The sequence below is a fragment of the Pseudomonas sp. genome, assembly GCF_002796985.1.
Classification (GTDB): domain Bacteria; phylum Pseudomonadota; class Gammaproteobacteria; order Pseudomonadales; family Pseudomonadaceae; genus Pseudomonas.
In genome coordinates this window covers 747,102-767,642 of record NZ_PEKX01000007.1, presented here as the reverse complement: position 1 = coordinate 767,642, position 20,541 = coordinate 747,102, and the positions used below count along the sequence as shown (strand labels likewise).

The window sequence follows — 20,541 nt, the reverse complement described above, 5'->3', positions numbered from 1 at the left end:
GGCGCCCGTCGCGGCTCGGGCCGCCTGCGTCCCTGCCGCTCCGCATTCCACGGTTTCCCGCCGAGCGGCTGCCCGGCGGGTTCGCAGGGGAGATCGCGCGATGGACGAAGCCAGACTCAACGACTTCATGGGCAAGCTGGTCACCGACATGGGTGGCGCGGCGATGCTCGCCAACATCATCCTGGGCGAGGAACTGGGCCTCTACAAAGCCATGGCCGATGGTCAGTGGCTCAGCCCGGCGCAACTGGCCGAGCGCAGCGGCTGCAATGCCCGCCTGCTGCGCGAGTGGCTGAGTGCCCACGCCGCGTCGGGGTACATGGAGCACCAGGACGGCAACTTTCGCCTGCCCGAAGAGCAGGCCATGGCGCTGGCCATCGAAGATTCGCCGGTCTACGTCGCTGGCGGTGCCGCCGTGGTCGCCGCGCTCTACCACGACAAGGACAAGCTGGTCGCCGCCATGCGCGGCGACGGCGGCCTGGCCTGGGGTGACCACCACCCCTGCATGTTCTCCGGCACCGAGAAGTTCTTCCGCCCCGGCTACCGCGCGCACCTGGTGGCCGAGTGGCTGCCGGCCCTGGGCGACGTGGTCGGCAAGCTCCAGCACGGCGCGCGGGTCGCCGATGTCGGCTGCGGTCACGGCGCCTCCACCATCGTCATGGCGCAATCCTTCCCCGCGTCGAACTTCGTCGGCTTCGACTATCACCAGCCGTCCATCGAGGTGGCCAACCAGCGCGCCGACCAGGCCGAGGTGGCAGGACGCGCCAGCTTCCAGCGCGCCAGCGCCAAGGATTACCCCGGCAACGACTACGACCTGATCTGCTTCTTCGACTGCCTGCACGACATGGGCGACCCGGTGGGCGCCGCGCAACACGCACGCCAGGCACTGAAGCCGGACGGCACGGTGCTGCTGGTGGAACCCTTCGCCAATGACCACCTGGACGACAACCAGAACCCGGTCGGCCGGCTGTTCTATGCCGCCTCGACCTTCATCTGCACGCCGAACTCGCTGTCGCAGGAAGTCGGGCTGGGGCTGGGTGCCCAGGCCGGTGAAGCACGCTTGCGCAAGGTGTTCGAGGAGGCCGGTTTCAGCCGCTTTCGCCGTGCTGCGCAAACGCCGTTCAACCTGATTCTCGAAGCTCGCCCCTGAGCTATCCGAAGACTGCCCTCAGCGCCCGCCATCCGGGCGCTGAGCCGCCGAATCAATTCGTCATTTGCCCGTCATCAATCCGTTATGCAGCCCCTTGAAACTCGCAGGCTTTCAACCCCAGGGAAGCCCCCAGATGTTCAATAAGAAAGCTGCCAGCAATGTTGCATCGCTCACCCTGCTCGTCGCCGCCCTCGCGGGCTGTGCCGGCCAACAGCAGGTCGCCAGCAAGGAAGCCACGCCCAACAACGACGACTGGTACCTGGTGCGCACCGAATCGACCCTCTACGTGTTCGATGACGCCGCCGTCTACCGCGACTACGTCGTGACGGGCAAGACCACCTACACCAAGGACGTGGGTGAGAAAGACAAGTTCGGCCAGGACATCGTGCTGGTGGTGCGTGCCGAGGACCAGGGCAAGGATGTGAAGAAGATCGCTGGCTACCAGTTCCTCAAGCAGAGCCTGCCGCCAGCCGCCGGTTTCTATGGCGAAATCCGCCAGGAAGGCGTGATCTACGTGGCCCAGCGCTACGGCGACATGGTCGATATGAACGGCCTGGGCGAGCCGATCTTCCGCCACACCGAAATCGCCAGCGGCCCCAACGGCGAGCGGGTGGTCTACCTGATGCAGAAGGAAGAGAAGAAGCCGGTCAGCCTGATCGCGCGCTTCCAGAAGCTCTACGGCATCACCCCGGCCAAGGGCTGATGACGTGAAAGCGCGCACTCCGGGGAGGGAGTGCGCGCTTTTGTTCTTTCGGTACCGCCAGGGCGAGTGCTAGTGGGAAGGTTCCAGCTGCACGGCGGGTATAGTTTCCGGCGCCTCGATACCCCAGTCACCGAACTGGTACCAGTCGTCGCCGAGCATCTCGGCCGGGTGCATGGTGCGATCAGCACCGTTGCCGCAGGCCAGGTTGGTCGCCGGGCAGTAGCGGTCACAGCCCCAGCAGATGCGCTCGGGGTGCGGTGGATTGAGCGGGAATTTCTTGGCCATGGTCAGGCCCTCGGGGGGTTCCTTGTGGGATCCCTGAAGGCTACGCCTGTCGGATCGGCCTGATCCTTGATCTGCGACAATTTCGCGCGGGTTTCATGCCCGGCTCTTTAGGCGCGGTTTTTATGCACCGCTCTTCATGCACGGAAGTGGCTCGGCGGTTGCCCGCTCCAGCGCTGGAAGGCGTGCCGCAGGCTGGCAGTCTCGCTGAAGCCCAGTTCCTCGGCGATACGGTAGATCGGCATATCACCTCCCTGCAGCAGCTCCTTGGCGCGGGCGAAGCGCAGCTCGTCGAGCAGTTGCTGGTAGCTGGTCTGCTGTTGCTGCAGGTGGCGGCGCAGGCTGCGCGAGGAACAGTTCAGGCGGCGCGCCAGCTCTTCCAGGCCCGGCGGCTCCTGCAGGCGCTCACCGAGGATCGCGCGGACCTTGTCCAGCCAGGCGCGGCGCGCGGCCAGGTCGATGTTCTGGCGGCGACACTGCTCCAGCATCTCCCGGTGGGTCACCGCGTCGGCCAGAGGCAGGCGCATGTCCAGCCAGCTCGCGGGGAAGCCAATGGCGCTGCGCGAGCCGTCGAAACTCAGCTGGCAGCCGAACAGCGTGCTGTAGGCGGCGCGGCGCTCGGCCGGACCTTCGTAGTCGAACTCGGCAAGCACCAGGGGCAGTGGCTGCCCCAGAAGATCGGCGCAGGCAACCTTCAGCGAGCCCAGGCACAGCTCGGTGTTGAACGGACGCAGCTCCTCCTCTTCGCCATAACCGGTGGCAACCAGCCAGGCCATGTCGCCGTCCACTTCCAGCGCAAGGTGGAAGTAGGTGCCCAGCAGCACCGGGTAGCTCAGGCCGATGCGCAGCGCCTCACCCAGGGTCGGTGCGGAGATCAGTGCGTAACCCAGCAGACCGTAGGCTGTGATCCGTGTGCGTACGCCCAGGCGCAGGCCCAGGGCCGCCTCGCCCGCAAGGTTCTGCACGTTGCCGAAGACCTGCTGCTCCTGCCACGGGCTGACCAGCCGGCGCAGGTCGAGCAGGTCGTCGCCGGTGATGCCGCTGCCCTCGAGAATGGACTCGCGGCTGTGCCCCTCGGATTCCATCAGCGCGACGGTCAGCGAGGTCATGTGCAGGGAGTTGAGCCAGGTGGAGCGGGAGAAGGTCAGAGGATTCATGCGATGCCCATCGTAGACGCTACGGCGCGCCGTCAGGTGTTACCGCGACAGGCGCAGGTCAGGAGCAGGCAAGTTGCGTGCCGGCCACTCGGTGTGGCCGTATCGATCCCCATGCCATGGGGCCTTCAACGCAAAACGGAGGTTATGCACCTCCGCTACAGGGTTACCTTTGCGGACAGAAGGACGGTGCGTGTGCACCGTCCTGTGCTCAACCGCGGGAGAGGAAACGCATGCCCTCTTCGAGGCCGCTCAAGGTCAGCGGGAACATCTGCTCCTTCACCAGCTCACGGACCAGACCGGTGGAGGCGGTGTAGTTCCAGGTGTCCTTCGGGTAGGGGTTGATCCAGATGAGCTTCTTGTACTTCTCCATGAAGCGCTGCATCCAGACGTAACCGGCCTCCTCGTTCCAGTGCTCGACGCTGCCGCCGGCCTGGGTGATCTCGTAGGGCGCCATGGCGGCGTCGCCGACGAACACCACCTTGTAGTCCGGCCCGTACTTGTGCAGCAGGTCGAAGGTGGAGGTGCGCTCGCTGCCGCGGCGCAGGTTGTTCTTCCACACCGACTCGTAGATGAAGTTGTGGAAGTAGAAGTACTCCAGGTGCTTGAACTCGGTCTTGCAGGCCGAGAACAGCTCCTCGCAGACCTTGACGTGGGCGTCCATGGAGCCGCCGATATCCAGCAGCAACAGGAGCTTCACGGTGTTGCGGCGTTCGGGACGCATCTGGATGTTGAGCAGGCCGGCATCCTTGGCGGTGTGGTCGATGGTGCCGTCGATATCCAGCTCTTCCGCCGCGCCTTCGCGGGCGAACTTGCGCAGGCGGCGCAGGGCGATCTTGATGTTGCGCGTGCCCAGCTCGACCTGATCGTCGAGGTTCTTGTATTCGCGCTGGTCCCAGACCTTGGCGGCCTTACCCTGGCGCTTGCCGGCGTCGCCGACGCGGATGCCCTCGGGGTTGAAGCCGCCGGAGCCGAACGGGCTGGTGCCGCCGGTGCCGATCCACTTGTTGCCGCCGGCGTGGCGTTCCTTCTGCTCTTCCAGGCGCTTCTTGAACTCCTCGATGAGCTTGTCCAGGCCGCCGAGGGACTGGATCTGCGCGCGCTCCTCGTCGGTCAGCAAACGCTCGAATTCCTTGCGCAGCCACTCCTCGGGGATCAGCGCCTTGAGGTGGTCGTCGAGCTTTTCCAGGCCCTTGAAGTAGGCGCCGAAGGCCCGGTCGAACTTATCGAAATGGCGCTCGTCCTTCACCATGATGGTGCGGGCGAGGTAATAGAACTCGTCCATGTCGGCGAACACGACGCGGTGCTTGAGCGCATCGATCAGGTCGAGCAGCTCGCGCACCGACACCGGCACCTTGGCCGCGCGCATTTCGTTGAACAGGTTGAGCAGCATGGCTGCGTCCTCTCGTGGAGCACATGCCCTGTAGGAGCGAGCTTGCTCGCGAAGCCGCAAAAAGCTTCGCGAGCAAGCTCGCTCCTACGAAGAGCCAGTCAAATTCAGCGCGATGCGCGGCGGCTCATGAAGGCGAGGCGCTCCAGCAACTGGACGTCCTGCTCGTTCTTCACCAGGGCGCCGGCCAGCGGCGGGATAGCCTTGGTGGGGTCGCGCTCGCGCAGCACGGCTTCGCCGATGTTGTCGGCCATCAGCAGCTTCAGCCAGTCCACCAGTTCGGAGGTGGAAGGCTTCTTCTTCAGGCCCGGCACCTTGCGCACGTCGAAGAAGATGTCCAGCGCCTCGCTGACCAGCGTGCCGCTGATCTTCGGGTAGTGGACGTCGACGATCTTCTGCAGGGTCTCGCGGTCGGGGAAGGCGATGTAGTGGAAGAAGCAGCGGCGCAGGAAGGCGTCCGGCAGCTCCTTCTCGTTGTTGGAGGTAATGATGATGATCGGGCGCTGCTTGGCCTTGATGGTCTCGTCGGTTTCGTAGACGTAGAACTCCATCTTGTCGAGTTCCTGCAACAGGTCGTTGGGGAACTCGATGTCGGCCTTGTCGATTTCGTCGATCAGCAGGATCACCCGCTCTTCGGCCTCGAAGGCCTCCCAGAGCTTGCCCTTCTTCAGGTAGTTGCGCACGTCGTGGACCTTTTCCACGCCCAGTTGCGAGTCGCGCAGGCGGCTGACCGCATCGTACTCGTAGAGGCCCTGGTGGGCCTTGGTCGTGGACTTGATGTGCCAGGTGATCAGCTTGGCGCCGAAGGACTCCGCCAGCTGTTCGGCGAGCATGGTCTTGCCGGTGCCCGGCTCGCCTTTCACCAGCAGCGGGCGCTGCAGGGTGATGGCGGCGTTGACCGCCAGCTTGAGGTCGTCGGTGGCGACGTAGGACTGGGTGCCTTCGAACTTCATCGGTGAATCCTCGAACGATAGCGGGCCGGGCGTTCTGCCGGGCCGGGCGAATGGGCGGACAAGCTGCGACTATACCGCGCAGCCAAGGCGAGTGTGAACGCAGACGCGGCATTCAGTCATTGAATGGCGGGTCAGGGGATGACTGATCGAAATCGAGCCGGGAAGGACAAGATTACTTTACATCGACGCCCTCTTCAGCGGTCTGTCCGAAAGCCGGGCCCACGCCCACCGACTGGACTACCAGGCCCGCCGGGCATAGGCTGCTGGGTCTGCACAGCTCCGAACCCAAGGAACGCATCATGAGCCGCATTTTCGCCGACAACGCGCAGTCCATCGGCAATACGCCGCTGGTCCAGATCAATCGCATCGCCCCGCGCGGCGTCACCATCCTGGCCAAGATCGAAGGCCGCAATCCAGGTTATTCGGTGAAATGCCGGATCGGCGCCAACATGATCTGGGACGCCGAATCCAGCGGCCGCCTGAAGTCGGGTATGACCCTCGTCGAGCCGACCTCCGGCAACACCGGCATCGGCCTGGCCTTCGTCGCCGCCGCCCGTGGCTACAAGCTGATCCTCACCATGCCCTCCTCCATGAGCCTGGAACGCCGCAAGGTGCTCAAGGCCCTGGGTGCGGAGATCGTCCTGACCGAACCGGCCAAGGGCATGAAGGGCGCCATCGCCAAGGCCGAGGAAATCCTCGCGAGCGACCCGGCCAGGTACTTCATGCCGGCGCAGTTCGACAACCCGGCCAACCCGGCGATCCATGAGAAGACCACCGGCCCGGAAATCTGGAACGACACCGATGGCGCGGTGGACGTGCTGGTGGCCGGCGTAGGCACTGGCGGCACCCTCACCGGCGTGTCGCGCTTCATCAAGAACACCAAGGGCAAGCCGATCCTCTCGGTGGCCGTCGAGCCGGTCACCTCGCCGGTGATCAGCCAGGCGCTGGCCGGCGAAGAGATCAAGCCCAACCCGCACAAGATCCAGGGTATCGGCGCCGGTTTCGTACCGAAGAACCTCGATCTGTCGCTGGTCGACCGCGTCGCTACCGTCGCCGACGAAGACGCCAAGAACATGGCCCTGCGCCTGATGCAGGAAGAAGGCATCCTCTGCGGTATTTCCAGCGGCGCCGCCATGGCCGCCGCGGTGAAGCTCGCCGAAGAGCCGAACATGCAGGGCAAGACCATCGTCGTGGTGCTGCCGGACTCGGGCGAGCGCTACCTCTCCACCATGCTGTTCGATGGCCTGTTCGAGGACCAGGAACTGGTTCAGTAAGACTTTACCCGCCCCGCAACGGGGCGGTTTCCTACCGGCCGTTCCGATCGGGTGCGGCCTGGGTCACGTGCGCTGTCTGCGGACCCGCAGGCAGCCGTGGCCCCTCGCCATGTTCCGACAAAATGGTTAATTCTTGCCCAGCCCGCGACGCAGCGTCGCCCATCTCCAGCCGATGGCCCGGGCATTCCGCACCGTTGTCAGGAACACAAGAATGAAAATTTCCGCCCCGTTGCTCTCCACCCTCGCACTTTCTCTCACTGTCGCCACCGGCGCCGCCCAGGCCGACAGCGTCAAGATCTACAACTGGTCCGACTACATCGCCCCGGACACCGTACCGACCTTCACCAAGGAAACCGGCATCCAGGCGACCTACGACGTCTACGACAGCAACGAGACCCTCGATGGCAAGCTGATGACCGGCAAATCCGGTTACGACATCGTGGTGCCGTCGAACCACTTCATGGCCAAGCAGATCCAGGCCGGCGCGCTGAAGAAGCTGGACAAGAGCCAGCTGCCGAACTGGAAGAACCTCAACCCGGTGCTGATGAAGGCGCTGGAAGTGAACGACCCGGGCAACGAGCACGGCTTCCCCTACCTGTGGGGCACCACCGGCATCGGCTACAACCCGGCGAAGATCAAGGAAGTGCTCGGCGACAATGCGCCGATCGACTCCTGGGACATCTTCTTCAAGCCCGAGTACATGGAGAAGCTGGCCAAGTGCGGCGTCGCGGTGCTGGACAACGGCCCGGAGCTGCTGCCGATCACCCTGAACTACCTGGGCCTGCCACATCACAGCCAGAAGCTGGATGACTACAAGAAGGCCGAGGAAGCCCTGCTCAAGGTGCGTCCGTACATCCGCTACTTCCACTCCTCCAAGTACGTCAGCGACCTGGCCAACGGCGAGATCTGCGTGGCCATCGGCTTCTCCGGCGACATCCTGCAGGCCGCCACACGCGCCAAGGAAGCCAAGAACGGCGTGGAAATCCAGTACTCCACCCCGAAGGAAGGCTCGCCGCTGTGGTTCGACATGATCGCCATGCCGAACGACGCACCGGACGAGAAAGCCGCGTATGCCTTCATGAACTACCTGCTGCGCCCCGAAGTGATGGCCGGCGTCAGTAACTACGTGCACTACGCCAACGGCAACCTGGCCGCCGACGCGCTGGTGGACAAGGCAATCAAGGCCGACCCGGCGATCTACCCGCCGCAGGACAAGATGGCCAAGCTGTTCGCCCTCGAATCCATGCCGATGAAGATCGACCGCGTGCGTACCCGCACCTGGAACACCATCAAGACCGGCAAGTAAGCGTCACCCTTGCCTGACAACGCGCGGCCCTGGCCGCGCGTTGTCGTTTCTGTCGCGGGAGTCGCGCTTTGCCGCGCGGCTCGCGCAGGGCTCGTCAGCAGCGAGCCGGGCCGCTATAGTCAGCCCACGCAGCGCAGTCGCTGCCCCACTGAACAGGTTCGCCTACCATGTCCCGATACCCATTGCCCGATCCGGCAATCATCGCTGCAGCCTCCCCGGCACGCGGTGCGGGTGCGGGCGCGGCCTGCCCTCCCCCGCCCCCTGTCGTCGCTGTCGCGTCGCCTCCGCCTCCCGGTGCGGCCTACCCGCCCCCCGGCGTGAGCTTCTGACGCCACCCGCGTTTTCCATCGCCTGGTTTTCCGCGCTCGACTGACGCGGCTCCCGGCCTGTGTCCGGCCCTTCGAAGGCCGGTCGTGATCTGCCTGACGACAGGTGCATTACATGATTTCGTTCAACCGCTCGTCCCTGGCTGCCCTGGCCAGCACTTCCCTGTTCGTGCTGCTGTGGAGCAGCGCCGCCATCATCAGCAAGTGGGGCCTGGCCCACGCCTCGCCGATGGTGTTCCTGATCGCCCGCTTCGGCACCGCGCTGGTGGCGCTGCTGATCCTCTCCCCGCTGATCGGCCTGCGCTGGCCGCGCGAACGCAGGCAGATACGCCACGCCATCCTCACCGGCCTGGTGATGTTGGGCATCTACCCGATCTTCTATCTGATGGCGCTGGACCTGCACGTCACTCCCGGCGTCATCGCCACGGTGCTCGGCGTGCAGCCGATGCTCACCAGCTTCCTGCTCGAACGCCGGCATTCGGCGCCGCGCCTGGGCGGCCTCGCACTGGGCCTGATCGGCCTGGTGATGGTGGTCTACCAGAGCATTGGGCTATCGGGCCTGACATTCGCCGGGCTGGCCTGCTGCCTGCTGGCGTTGCTGTCGATCACCGGCGGCTCGATCCTGCAGAAGAACATCCGCGAGAACCCGCTAGGCACCCTGCCCCTGCAGTACATCGCCGGGCTCGTCTTGTGCTTCGCCGTAGCGCCCTTCCAGCCGCTGCATGTGGAGTGGAATGCCGCGTTCATCCTCAGTGCCCTGTGGATGGGCCTGATGGTCTCGGTGCTGGCCACCGTGCTGCTCTACCGGATGATCGCGGCAGGCAACCTGGTCAACGTCACCAGCCTGTTCTACCTGGTGCCGGCGGTCACGGCGCTGATGGATTACGCAGTGTTCGGCAATAGCCTGTCCGCCCTCGGGCTGCTGGGCATGGGGTTGATCGTGGCGGGGTTGATGCTGGTGTTTCGCCAGGCAGCCCCGGCGCGTGGTGCGGCGACAAGAGAAGTAGCGGACAACTGTTAGTCCACTGCTTACCGAGCCCCCTCACCCCAGCTCTCTCCCGAGGGGAGAGGGGGCCGTTCGGAGGAAAAGGAAAGCTCAGCGCTCACCGGATGCACAGGACAGTCCCCTCTCCCTCCGGGAGAGGGTTAGGGCATCCTCTTCGCCGAGGTCCCACTGCCTTCCCCTCGACAGCCATTCACCCCGCCGCCTCCACCTTCGGCTGCGGCGCGGGGCGCAAGACCAGCCACAGCGCCAGGGCGATCAGCACGCCGCCCTGCAGGTGCGCCCAGGACAGCGACTCGTCCAGCAGCAACACCCCCCAGAACACCCCGAACGGCGGAATCAGGAAGGTCACCGTCATGGTCTTCAGTGGGCCGATGCTGGCCAGCAGGCGGAAATACAGGACATAGGCGAAGGACGTGCAGAGGAAGCCCAACCCGGCCAGCGCCAGCAGGATCTTCGGCTCGGCCAGCGGCGCCAGCGGCATGTCCAGGCTGGTACCGAGGAAGAACGGCAACAGGCATAGGGTCGCGCCCGTCTGGCTGCCCAGGGCCGAGACAGCGAAGTCCATGCCGCCCTGATCGTTGATCCAGCGTTTGGTGATGAAACCGGCGAAGCCGTAACAGGTGGTCGCCACCAGGCAGGCCGCCGCGCCCCACAGCAGCGCGGCGTCGAACGGCACCGGGCCGGCGCGGGTCAGCACCGCCACCCCAGCCAACCCCATCAGTACGCCACCGGCCTTGGCGCCGGTGAGCGCTTCACCAAAGAACAGCGAGCCGATCACCACGCCCATCAGCGGCGTAGTGGCGTTGAAGATCGCCGAATAGCCCGCCGGTAACACCTGCGCCGCCAGGCTGTACATCAGCACCGGGATGCCCGAACTGATCACGCCGATGATCAGGATGCGCCCGAACTTGCCGCGAAAGTCCCAGCGCGTACGAAGCGCCAGCAGGATCACCACCAGCCCGATGGCCGAGAGGAACACCCGGAAGAACGCCGTCGGCATCACGCCGATGACCGGCACCAACTGGCGCATGAACAGGAAGCTGGCACCCCAGATGGCGGCCAGGGCGAGCAGGTTCAACAGGGCGGCGGGGGTCATCGGCAACAGCTCCAGGGCAGGTAATCCACCAGCCTACGCCGGTGGCGAATACCATCCATCCACAGCTGACTTTCAAAGTCCACCGTCAGATGCAACGCAGCCGCGCCATGCTCAGCGCATCGGCGAATACTCCATCGCGGAAGGCGTAGTCGCGTAACGTACCTTCATCGACAAAGCCGAACTTGCGGTATAGAGCGATGGCCGGCTCGTTGTCGGTGTAGACGGTCAGCTCGACGCGGCGCAGGTTCATCCAGTTATCGGCAATCTCCAGCAACTCAGCCAACAACCGGCTGCCAATGCCACGCCCCTGCCAGGCCACGGCGACACCCATGCCAATGCTGCCGCAATGGCTACGGCGCAAACGGGTGAATTTCTCGAGGGTGGCAGTACCGACCAACTCACCCTGATGCATGGCCGCCAACGTCACCAGCCCTTCGCAATCCAGGGTCATCCGCTTGCGCCACAGCTCGGGTGCCTGATACGGCATTTGCAGCACCTGGCGAGCCACGGCGGGGTCGTTGTAAAGGGCCGTCAGGCCAGTGATGTGCTGCTCGGTGTAGCGTTCGATGCGGATGTCTTGCATGGCGTGCCGGCTCCTTGCCGAAAGCTGATTCCCCGGAGAACGGCGGACCAGCATACCCACTGAACCCGCAGGAAATCTGCACGATCCTCCGGCGAAATCGCCCTTTCCCTCGCCCTTCGGCGTGGCTAAGCTCGCTGCAGAAGAAACCTGCAGAGGCACTCCCATGGCTCAGCACTGGCCGGCGACCGAGATCGCGACCCTGATCCTCGAAGGCTTCGACGACTACCGCGCGAAGTTCCACCAGATCACCGCCGGGGCCCCGGCGCGCTTCGAGCAGGCGCTCTGGCAGGAAGCCCAGCGCGCCTCCGCCGAGCGCATCGACCTGTACGAGGAAATGGTCGCCGAGACCGTCGGCCGACTGACCCGCGCCATGGCCGGCATCGACCTGGTGGACGTGGAGCGCTGGCCGATCGCCAAGAGCGCCTACATCACCCTGATCGACCCACGGCTGGACGACGAGCTGGCGGAAACCTGGTTCAACTCGATCTTCTGCGGCCTGTTCAGCCACGACAACATCAGCGACGGCACGATGTTCGTGCACACCACCCGGCCCTCGCTGCGCGCCCACTCCCGCGACCCGCACACGCGCATCTACCGCCCCGGCGGCAAGCTGCGCCAGGCGCTGGCAAACATCTGCGACGACTACCGATTCGCCGTGGACTACGACGACCGCGAGCGCGACCTGGAACGCCTGGACAGCCTGCTGCACGCCAACCTGCCGGACTGGGTGTGCAAGGACCCGGCCCTGACCATCGAGCTGATCGGCTCGGTGTTCTACCGCAACAAGGGCGCCTACCTGGTGGGCCGCCTGTTCACCCCGGACGAGCAGTGGCCGCTGGTGTTCCCGCTGGTGCACCACGAGGGGCGCGGCATCCAGTTCGACACGGTGATCACCGACGAGGCGGAAGTCTCGATCATCTTCTCCTTCACGCGCTCCTACTTCATGGTCGACGCACCGGTGCCGGCGGAAATGGTCGCCTTTCTCAAGCGCCTGCTGCCGGGCAAGCACATCGCCGAGCTGTACACCTCAATCGGCTTCTACAAGCAGGGCAAGAGCGAGTTCTACCGCGCGCTGATCAACCACCTGGCGACCACCGACGACCGCTTCGTCATGGCCCCCGGCGTGCGCGGCATGGTCATGAGCGTGTTCACCCTGCCCGGCTTCAACACCGTGTTCAAGATCATCAAGGACAACTTCAACCCGGCCAAAACCGTGGACCACGCCACGGTGATCCAGAAGTACCAGTTGGTGAAGAACCACGACCGTGTTGGTCGCCTGGCCGATACCCAGCAGTTCGCCGACTTCCGCTTCCCGGTGAGCAAGTTCGCCCCGGACTGCCTCGCCGAACTGCTCGACGTTGCACCCTCCACCGTGATGCTGGAAGGCGACGTGGTGCTGATCCGCCATTGCTGGACCGAACGGCGCATGACTCCGCTGAACATCTACCTGGAGCACGCCACCGAGGCGCAGGTAGAAGAGGCGCTGAACGACTACGGACTGGCCATCAAGCAGTTGGCTGCGGCGAACATATTTCCCGGCGACATGCTGCTGAAGAACTTCGGCGTCACCCGCCATGGCCGCGTGGTGTTCTACGACTACGACGAGATTTCCTACCTCACCGAGGTGCACTTCCGCCACATCCCGCCGGCACGCTACGAAGAAGACGAGATGTCGTCCGAGCCCTGGTATTCGGTGGGCCCGATGGACGTGTTCCCGGAGGAGTTCCCGCGCTTTCTGTTCGTCGACCTGAAGCTGCGCCGACGCTTCGCCAAGCTGCACGGCAACCTGTTCGACGCGGATTACTGGAAGGGATTACAGGAACAGATTCGCGCCGGGAAGGTGATCGATGTATTCCCCTACCGTCGCCATGAATCGCCGGAAGAAGCGCTGGCACGCTGATGTCGCCCGCAGGTAGCACGCCATCCTACGTTGGAGGCCCATCGGCGAGACCAGCGCTGGGGCAGACATAGAATCCCCTACGAAGAGCCGTCAGTTCCAATGCCGCCGCGAAGCGCGACGGTTGTCCCCCAGGCCGACCAGCGCCGCCACCGAGGCCATCAGCACTTCGGCGATCCACGCCAGCAGCAGCCCGCCAGCCAGCGCCCAGCCGATCGCCTCGGGCTCCAGTACCACCTGGTAACGGTAATTGGCGTAGGTTTCCTGCAGCAGCTCGTGGTTGGGCGCGGTCACCATGTGCAGGGCGCGCTGGTACCAGGAGCCCTGCAAGGCCTGCCATTCGTTCTCGAACAGCTGGGCACGACGTATCAGGCGCTCGAGGTTGTCGGCATCGCGCTGGAACACCGGGTCGGCGCTGCCACGGTAGTGCGCCACCAGAGCATTCAGGTCACCCTGAAAGAACTGCCCGGAGGTGTCCTTGAAGCCTTGCAGCGCCTGTGCCGCCTCGATGCGGTGGGCGTCGACGCGTTGCGCGTAGTCCTTGATGTACCCCGGTACCTGGACCGCGACCATCAGCCCCAGTGCGAACAGCACCATGCGTATGTAACTGCGCAGCATCGTTTCCCCCCTCGTTTTTATGGTGTGCAAGGCGCCGGGAGATTCTCCCCGATGCCAACGCTGCGTTCCGGGACTGCCTCACGTCCCGCTCAGATGCGGCCCTGGGTGACGATCTCGCCCCGCCACCAGAGCATCCATTCGCCGCCCTGCATCAGGGTCCAGTTCTCGTTGTCGGTCAGTGGTTCTGTGGCGATCACCGTGACCACATCGTTGGGTGTGGTTTGCGACTGGAAATCCACGGTCACGTCGGCATCGCGCAGGCGTGCCGGGCCGAACGGCGCGCGACGGGTGATCCAGGCCAGCTTGGTGGTGCAGAAGGTGAACAGCCAGTCGCCGTCGCTGAGCAGGCAGTTGAAGACGCCCTTCTCTCGATAGGAAGCGCAGGCGGTGACCAGCGTGGGCAACAGCACCTCCACCGGAACGGGCTCGGGGAACGCCCGGCGCACCCGGTTGAGCAAATCGCAGAAGGCCGCTTCGCTGTCGGTGTCGCCCACCGCGCGGTACAGACCGGGCTCGGGCTGGAAATCGGCGAGCTGGCCGTTGTGGGCAAAGGTCCAGTAGCGCCCGCCCATCTCGCGCACGAACGGATGGGTGTTGGCCAGGCTGACCTTGCCGACGTTGGCCTGGCGGATATGGCCAATCACCGCTTCGCTCTTGATCGGGTAGCGCTGCACCAGCCGCGCGACTTCCGAGTCGACGCTGGCGGACGGGTCCTGGAACAGTCGCACGCCGCGCCCTTCATAGAAGGCGATGCCCCAGCCGTCGCGGTGCGGCCCGGTGCCGCCGCCGCGCTGCATCAGCCCGGTGAAACTGAAGACGATGTCCGTCGGGACGTTGGCGCTCATGCCGAGCAACTCGCACATGAATCAGTTCTCCTCCATCAGTGCCTCGCGCAGCTGATGCAGCTCGCGTTCCAGGCGATTCTGCATCCTTTTCCGCCCCAGCGGCAGGAACCGCGTGAGCATGCGTAGCAGCAAGACTGGCAGGTCGTTCAGCTCACGCGGGATAAGGTGCAGATGAAAATGTGCAACGTGCTGGTTGGCCGCCGGGCCGTCGTTGACCAGCAGGTTGATGCCGACCCGCCCGAAGCCGGCGCGGCGCAGGACTCGCTCCATGCGTTCGGCCAGCGGGATCAGGTCCTGCTGCGCAGCCTCGGAGAGCTGGTGCAGGAAAATCGCATGCTCGCGGGCCACCAGCAGCAAGTGCGCAAGGCGCAGCGGGAAGATGTCCAGCAGCACGATGAAATGGTCGTCTTCGTAGAGGGTACGGGCCGGCACGCGACCGGCCGCGATGGCGCAGAACACGCAGTCCATGGGAACTCCTCGAAAGGCCGTTCAGTTCATGCTGGACGCGTGCGGGGCAGGACGCAAGGCCGGTCTACAGGCGCGGTTCGATCCGCGCGCGGTTGTCGTGCCGCTCGCTCGGGTGGGCGTCCACGCCCTCGACCAGCTCAGGCTGCATCAGTTGGCGCAGCGTCGGCTCGTCTTCCGCTTCCTTGTCCTGGCGGCGCTTCTTCATCGCGCGCTCCAGCGGCCAGCGGATCGCCACGAACAGCAGGTACAGGGCGAACGCCGCGAGCAACACCAGGGCGAGGTCGGAGACGGCGCGCCAGGCGTTGTTGCCGACCTTGAACAGCACGTCGAGCGCAGTGATGGCGATCGCTGGGGCGTACAGGTTGTTCGTCGGGTCCACCGGGGTCGGGGTGAACAGCAGGACGAGGACGATCACCCGCAACGGCTCGCGCAGCCAGCGCCACATCCAGCCGGTCATCAGGAACCAGACCAGGGTCAGGCCAAGGCCGGCGGCGATGTAGGCGCCCCAGGCAAGCATGTAATCGTGTTCGTTCATGCGCGTGCGTACGTGCGGTGTCGACAGAGGGGTGCGTATGATAGCCGCTTTTCCCCATGGGTGCGCAGCCGGGCGTCATCCATGCCGTCCCCAAGGAGTCGCCATGACCGACCGTCAGCCCCCCATCGCCCGCCGCGAGGCCGCCGCCGATCCCTATGCCTGGCTGGAAAACCGCGACGCCGAAGACGTTCTCGACTACCTGAAAGCAGAAAATGCCTACCTGGAAGATCAGCTTCTTCCTCAGATGAAGCTGCGCGAAACCCTGTTCCAGGAGATCAAGGGCCGCATCCGCGAGACCGACCTATCGTTGCCCACGCCCTGGGGCCCGTGGCTCTACTACCAGCGCACCACTGCCGGTGACGAGTATCCGCGCCACTACCGCAGCCCGCGTCCGGCCGACGGTTCGTTGAGCGTCGACGAGAGCGCCGAGCAGTTGCTGCTGGACCCGAACGTCCTGGCCGACGATGGTTTCCTGTCGATTGGCGCCTTCAGCATCAGCCCCGACCATTCGAAGCTGGCCTACAGCCTGGATACCAGCGGCGACGAGATCTACACCCTCTACGTGAAGGAACTGGCTGACGGTAGCGTCACCACCCTGCCCTTCGACGATTGTGACGGCAGCCTGACCTGGGCCAACGACAACCGCACCCTGTTCTTCGGCGAGCTGGACGACACCCACCGCCCGCACAAGCTCTATCGCCACCGCCTGGGCGACAGCGGCGCGCAACTGATCTTCGAGGAGCCCGACGGGCGTTTCTTCCTCAACTGCTACCGCGCCAGCTCCGAGCGCCAGTTGGTACTGCTGCTGAACAGCAAGACCACCAGCGAAGCCTGGGTGCTGGATGCCAACACACCCGAGGGTGAGTTTGTCTGCCTGGCGCCGCGCGAGGAAGGCCACGAATACTACCCGGACCACGGCCGTCTTGAGAGCTCCTGGGCCTGGCTGATCCGCAGTAACCAGACTGGCATCAACTTCGCCCTCTACCACGCCAGCGAAGCGCAGCCGACCCGCGCCCACTGGCAGGAGTTGGTGGCGCACCGCGACGACGTGATGCTCGAAGGCCTGACCCTGAGCGCCAGCGCCCTGACCCTGAGCCTGCGCGAAGGCGGCCTGCCAATCGTCGAGGTCCACCCGCACGGCCAACCGGCGCACCGCGTCGACCTGCCCGACGCCGCCTACAACCTTTATGTGCAGGACAGCCTGGAGTTCGACAGCGCGGTGATCCGCCTGCGCTACGAGGCGCTCAATCGCCCGGCGCAGATTCGCCAGCTGGAGCTTTCCAGCGGTGAACAGAAAGTGCTGAAGGAAACCCCGGTAGAAGGCCCGTTCGACGCCGACGCCTACGAAAGCCGCCGCCTCTGGGCCACCGCCGCCGACGGCGTGCAGGTGCCGATCAGCCTGGTCGGCCGCCGCGAGGTGCTGGAGAACATCGCCCGTGGCGAACCGGCTCCGCTCTACCTCTACGGCTACGGCGCCTACGGCGAGAGCCTCGACCCGTGGTTCTCCCACGCGCGCCTGAGCCTGCTGGAACGCGGCTTCGTCTTCGCCATCGCCCATGTGCGTGGCGGCGGCGAACTGGGCGAAGCCTGGTATCGCGCCGGCAAGCTGGAACACAAACAGAACACCTTCAGCGACTTCATCGCCTGTGCCGAACACCTGCTGGGCCAGGGCTACAGCACCGCGGCGCAACTGGCCATCAGCGGCGGCAGCGCCGGCGGCCTGCTGATTGGCGCGGTGCTCAACCAGCGCCCACCGTTGTTTGCCGCCGCCATCGCCGAAGTGCCCTTCGTCGATGTGCTCAACAGCATGCTCAACCCCGACCTGCCGCTCACCGTCACCGAGTACGACGAATGGGGCAACCCGCAGGAGCCAGAGGTCTACGAGCGCATCCGCGCCTATGCGCCGTACGAGAACGTCAGCGCCCAGGACTACCCCGCGCTGCTGGTGGTGGCCGGCTACAACGACAGCCGCGTGCAGTACTGGGAAGCCGCCAAGTGGGTGGCCAAGCTGCGGGTGAGCAAGACCGACGAGCGCCTGCTGCTGCTCAAGACCGACCTGGGCGCTGGTCACGGCGGCATGAGCGGCCGCTACCAGGGCCTGAAGGACGTGGCGCTGGAATACGCCTTCCTGTTCAAGGTGCTGGGCATCGAAGGCAACGCCTGATGCTCTACACCTGCCCCTGCTGCGGTTACTTCAGTTTCGGCGACCCTCCGGGGTCGTACGAAATCTGCGAGATCTGCTTCTGGGAGGACGACCAACTGCAGCTCTGCTTCCCCGATGCACGCGGCGGCGCCAACGCGGTCAGCCTGATCGAGGCACAGGTCAACTTCGTGCAATGGGGCGCCTGCGAACGGCGCCTGCGCGGCCAGGTGCGCCCGGCGACCATCGATGACGAAAAGGACGAGCGCTGGTTCCCGCTGTGGGAAAAACGTGTGGAACTGCCCGATGGCGCAGCGCCGCTGACCGGCGAAGAAGCCTGCTACTGGCTGCGCACGCCGGGCTGAGTGCGGCTCAGCCGGCGCGGAAGATCAGGTGCTCTTCCCAGTCGTCTTCGGCCACCGAGTTCTCACTGAGCATGCGCCCCGATTGCGAGATGCGCTCGTGGTGCACCGCGTCCGGGTCGCCACAGACCAGGTGGTGCCACAGCGGCAGGTCCTTGCCTTCGGCCACCAGGCGGTAGCCGCAGGTTGGCGGCAGCCACTGGAACTCGTCGGCCTGTGCCGGAGTGAGCTGGATGCAATCAGGCACGCTGGCGCGGCGGTTGGCGTAGTCGGTGCAGCGGCAGGTCTTCATGTCCAACAGCTTGCAGGCGATTCGCGTGTAGTAGACGGCGCCGTCATCCTCGTCTTCGAGCTTCTGCAGGCAGCACAGGCCGCAGCCATCGCACAGCGACTCCCACTCTTGCTGATCGAGCTGGTCGAGGGTCTTGCGTTTCCAGAAGGGTTCGACTTTGGCGGCCATTTTTTAATCAGGGGCTATTTCACGGGGCGCAAAGTCTAAGCCCGTCGCGCGCGCAGGCCAAGCGCAGGCGACCATTGACCGCGCAGCCCTTGCCAGAGCGGGCCGCGCTGGTTAGCTTGAGCGACCCACGGGCCCGGTCCGCCGCCGCTTTGCTGCGCGACCCGCCAGCCGCTTCAAGCAGCCGCGCCGCCCGTTCCCACCGCGATGCCCGGCCGACCACGGCACCATCGGCAGATTCCAGCCCTTACAGGAGCCACCATGAGCGCCAACCCTCGCGTTTCCGAGCACCCCATCGACCCGCAGTTCATCAATCGCTGGTCGCCGCGCGCCTTCAACGGCGAAGACATTCCCCAAGCCACCCTGCTGAGCTTCATCGAGGCCGCGCGCTGGGCGCCGTCCTCCTTCAACTCGCAGCCCTGGCGCTTCCTCTTCGCCCGGCGCGACACACCGAACTGGCAGCGTTATCTGAACCTGCTGGGCGAATTCAACCGCGGCTGGGCGCAGCACGCCTCGGCGCTGGTGGTGGTGCTGTCCAAAACCACTTTCGCCCCGCCCGGCTCCAGCGAAGAGAAGCCAGCCCTGTGGCACAGCTTCGACACCGGTTCCGCCTGGGGTTTCCTCGCCCTGCAGGCGAGCCTGGCGGGCTGGCACACCCACGGCATGGCTGGCTTCGACCGCGAACTGGCACGCACCGAGCTGAAGGTGCCGGCGGACCACGAGATCCACGCGGTGATTGCCATCGGCAAGCTGGGCGACAAGGCGATCCTCTCCGAAAGCCTGCAAGCCCGCGAAGTGCCCAACGCCCGCCGCCCGCTGGCGGAGATCGTGGCCGAGGGTGATTTCTCGCTCTGACTGAACACGGTTCCCTGTAGGAGCGAGCTTGCTCGCGAACCTGCACGGCACGGAGTTGAGTAGTTCGCGAGCAAGCTCGCTCCTACAGAAAAGCCAAAAGAAAAAGGCCCCTATGGGGGCCTTTTTTTGTGCTCGCAGCGGTCAGTAACCGCGCGAGAAATCCACCTCGCCGCGCATCGCCTGCCCCGCCCAGAAGCGCGTGAGGTTGTCGCGGAACAGGTCGATCAACAGGCTGGGCAGCGTCGGCGCGGCGCTATGGCCGGTCAGCAATAGGCGGGGCGTGTGCCAGAACGGGTGCGACGGCGGCAACGGCTCCTGGCGGCAAACGTCGATCACCGCACCGGCCAACTGGTTGCCCTCCAGCGCCGCGACCAGGTCCTCGTCCACCACCGAGGTACCACGCCCGGCATTGAGGAACAGCGCGGTGGGTTTCATCCGCTGGAACAGCGGGAAGTTGTAGATATCCGCGGTTTCCGGCGTGTCGGGCAGCAGGTTGATCACGTAGTCGGCGGTCCCGGCCAGACGCGGCAGGTCATCCAGCCCACCCATGCGGCCGAAGGGCACCAGCGCACGCGGGTTCTTCGCCACGCCAACCAGCTCCACGCCGAAGGGCGCCAGCATGTGCGCCACGGCCTGGCCGATCTCCCCGGTGCCGACGATCAGGACCTGCCGGCCACTCAGGCTGCCCGGCGCACGGTCGTCCCACTGCACGCCGACCTGGCTGGCCAGGCGGCCGAGGAACTGGCGTTCGTGGGCGAGCATGTAGGTGAGCAGGTACTCGGTCATGACCTGGCCGAAGATACCGACGGCGCGGGTCAGGGCGTAGTCCTTGGGTAGGTCGTCGCCCAGCAACGGGGTGATGCCCGCCCAGCTGGACTGGATCCACACCGGGTGCACGCCCTTGCGCAGCAGTTGCGCAGCCAGGGTCGGCTCACCGAGCCAGACCGGGCATTGCGCCGCCGCGTCCAGCAGGGAATCGGGGTTATTGCCGGAGATGACCGTCAATTGAGGTTCAGCCGCCATCAGCAGGGCGGCGTAGAGGGCGTGTTCGCGATCGAGTACGAGCAGGCGCATGGTCAGGCCTTTCGCTTCGAACGGTGGAGCATTTCCGGCTGGCGCATCTGGACTCGCTTCAAGGGAGCTT

The 20,541-nt window shown here is 65.2% G+C and carries 21 protein-coding genes; 9 read left to right on the top strand and 12 right to left on the bottom strand.

All coding sequences use genetic code 11. The features are described from left to right. The first annotated feature begins 100 nt into the window (after window positions 1–100). Both CTR55_RS09240 and CTR55_RS09235 read left to right on the top strand, forming a co-directional pair. A complete protein-coding gene (locus CTR55_RS09240; RefSeq protein ID WP_296285606.1) occupies window positions 101–1,147 on the top strand; it encodes a class I SAM-dependent methyltransferase in 1,047 nt (348 codons plus the stop codon). A gap of 133 nt (window positions 1,148–1,280) precedes the next feature. Beyond that, window positions 1,281–1,850 (top strand): hypothetical protein, encoded by a 570-nt coding sequence (locus tag CTR55_RS09235; protein ID WP_296285604.1) that lies wholly within the window; start codon window positions 1,281–1,283, stop codon window positions 1,848–1,850. 69 nt (window positions 1,851–1,919) lie between these two features. On the opposite strand, the gene CTR55_RS09230 is transcribed toward CTR55_RS09235, so the two are convergent. From CTR55_RS09230 to CTR55_RS09215, 4 genes are all read right to left on the bottom strand, one after another. Continuing rightward, a complete protein-coding gene (locus CTR55_RS09230; RefSeq protein ID WP_296285602.1) occupies window positions 1,920–2,135 on the bottom strand; it encodes a DUF3079 domain-containing protein in 216 nt (71 codons plus the stop codon). A gap of 134 nt (window positions 2,136–2,269) precedes the next feature. Then, window positions 2,270–3,289 carry an AraC family transcriptional regulator gene (locus CTR55_RS09225; RefSeq protein WP_296285601.1) on the bottom strand — a complete coding sequence of 340 codons (1,020 nt, stop codon included), beginning with the start codon at window positions 3,287–3,289 and terminating at the stop codon, window positions 2,270–2,272. Window positions 3,290–3,497: 208 nt separating this feature from the next. Beyond that, the gene (locus tag CTR55_RS09220; protein WP_184593066.1) at window positions 3,498–4,679 is read right to left on the bottom strand and encodes a VWA domain-containing protein; all 1,182 of its coding nucleotides are present in this window, start codon (window positions 4,677–4,679) and stop codon (window positions 3,498–3,500) included. Between the two features lie 104 nt (window positions 4,680–4,783). Further along, the gene (locus tag CTR55_RS09215) at window positions 4,784–5,629 is read right to left on the bottom strand and encodes a MoxR family ATPase (protein ID WP_296285598.1); all 846 of its coding nucleotides are present in this window, start codon (window positions 5,627–5,629) and stop codon (window positions 4,784–4,786) included. 299 nt (window positions 5,630–5,928) lie between these two features. Between CTR55_RS09215 and cysK the strand changes: the two genes are divergently transcribed. From cysK to CTR55_RS09200, 3 genes are all read left to right on the top strand, one after another. Beyond that, entirely contained in the window at window positions 5,929–6,903 is a 975-nt protein-coding gene (gene cysK / locus CTR55_RS09210; RefSeq protein ID WP_296285597.1) for a cysteine synthase A, read from the top strand. Between the two features lie 211 nt (window positions 6,904–7,114). Next, entirely contained in the window at window positions 7,115–8,209 is a 1,095-nt protein-coding gene (locus CTR55_RS09205; protein WP_296285596.1) for a polyamine ABC transporter substrate-binding protein, read from the top strand. Window positions 8,210–8,650: 441 nt separating this feature from the next. Then, window positions 8,651–9,556, top strand: a complete 906-nt coding sequence (locus CTR55_RS09200) for a DMT family transporter (RefSeq protein ID WP_296285595.1) — start codon at window positions 8,651–8,653, stop codon at window positions 9,554–9,556. Between the two features lie 175 nt (window positions 9,557–9,731). Here CTR55_RS09200 and CTR55_RS09195 read toward each other — a convergent pair whose 3' ends face one another. Then, window positions 9,732–10,637, bottom strand: a complete 906-nt coding sequence (locus tag CTR55_RS09195) for a DMT family transporter (protein ID WP_296285594.1) — start codon at window positions 10,635–10,637, stop codon at window positions 9,732–9,734. 85 nt (window positions 10,638–10,722) lie between these two features. Further along, window positions 10,723–11,220: a GNAT family N-acetyltransferase gene (locus CTR55_RS09190; RefSeq protein WP_296285593.1), complete on the bottom strand. Its 498-nt coding sequence runs from the start codon at window positions 11,218–11,220 to the stop codon at window positions 10,723–10,725. A gap of 163 nt (window positions 11,221–11,383) precedes the next feature. Here CTR55_RS09190 and aceK point away from each other — a divergent pair, with 163 nt between their 5' ends. Beyond that, window positions 11,384–13,120 carry a bifunctional isocitrate dehydrogenase kinase/phosphatase gene (gene aceK, locus CTR55_RS09185; protein ID WP_296285592.1) on the top strand — a complete coding sequence of 579 codons (1,737 nt, stop codon included), beginning with the start codon at window positions 11,384–11,386 and terminating at the stop codon, window positions 13,118–13,120. Window positions 13,121–13,210: 90 nt separating this feature from the next. On the opposite strand, the gene CTR55_RS09180 is transcribed toward aceK, so the two are convergent. The 4 genes from CTR55_RS09180 to CTR55_RS09165 form a co-directional block, all read right to left on the bottom strand. Further along, window positions 13,211–13,735, bottom strand: a complete 525-nt coding sequence (locus tag CTR55_RS09180) for a DUF2937 family protein (protein WP_296285591.1) — start codon at window positions 13,733–13,735, stop codon at window positions 13,211–13,213. An 89-nt stretch (window positions 13,736–13,824) separates the two neighbouring features. Then, window positions 13,825–14,598 (bottom strand): class II glutamine amidotransferase, encoded by a 774-nt coding sequence (locus CTR55_RS09175; RefSeq protein WP_296285590.1) that lies wholly within the window; start codon window positions 14,596–14,598, stop codon window positions 13,825–13,827. Between the two features lie 3 nt (window positions 14,599–14,601). After that, window positions 14,602–15,048, bottom strand: coding sequence for an HIT family protein (locus CTR55_RS09170; protein ID WP_296285589.1), 447 nt, complete (start codon window positions 15,046–15,048; stop codon window positions 14,602–14,604). A 64-nt stretch (window positions 15,049–15,112) separates the two neighbouring features. Continuing rightward, window positions 15,113–15,583 (bottom strand): MFS transporter, encoded by a 471-nt coding sequence (locus tag CTR55_RS09165; protein ID WP_296285588.1) that lies wholly within the window; start codon window positions 15,581–15,583, stop codon window positions 15,113–15,115. 103 nt (window positions 15,584–15,686) lie between these two features. On the opposite strand from CTR55_RS09165, the gene CTR55_RS09160 reads away from it, so the two are divergent. Together CTR55_RS09160 and CTR55_RS09155 are read left to right on the top strand one after the other, a co-directional pair. After that, window positions 15,687–17,747: a S9 family peptidase gene (locus CTR55_RS09160; protein ID WP_296285587.1), complete on the top strand. Its 2,061-nt coding sequence runs from the start codon at window positions 15,687–15,689 to the stop codon at window positions 17,745–17,747. Then, window positions 17,747–18,088: a CPCC family cysteine-rich protein gene (locus tag CTR55_RS09155; RefSeq protein ID WP_296285586.1), complete on the top strand. Its 342-nt coding sequence runs from the start codon at window positions 17,747–17,749 to the stop codon at window positions 18,086–18,088. Before CTR55_RS09160 ends, CTR55_RS09155 begins: the two co-directional genes overlap by 1 nt. Before the next feature lie 7 nt (window positions 18,089–18,095). Here CTR55_RS09155 and CTR55_RS09150 read toward each other — a convergent pair whose 3' ends face one another. After that, window positions 18,096–18,545 (bottom strand): YcgN family cysteine cluster protein, encoded by a 450-nt coding sequence (locus CTR55_RS09150; protein WP_296285585.1) that lies wholly within the window; start codon window positions 18,543–18,545, stop codon window positions 18,096–18,098. A 258-nt stretch (window positions 18,546–18,803) separates the two neighbouring features. Here CTR55_RS09150 and CTR55_RS09145 point away from each other — a divergent pair, with 258 nt between their 5' ends. Further along, the gene (locus CTR55_RS09145; RefSeq protein ID WP_296285584.1) at window positions 18,804–19,397 is read left to right on the top strand and encodes a nitroreductase family protein; all 594 of its coding nucleotides are present in this window, start codon (window positions 18,804–18,806) and stop codon (window positions 19,395–19,397) included. 141 nt (window positions 19,398–19,538) lie between these two features. Here the strand turns inward: CTR55_RS09145 and CTR55_RS09140 are convergent, their stop codons facing one another. Next, entirely contained in the window at window positions 19,539–20,471 is a 933-nt protein-coding gene (locus CTR55_RS09140; RefSeq protein WP_296285583.1) for a D-2-hydroxyacid dehydrogenase, read from the bottom strand. Between the last annotated feature and the right edge of the window lie 70 nt (window positions 20,472–20,541).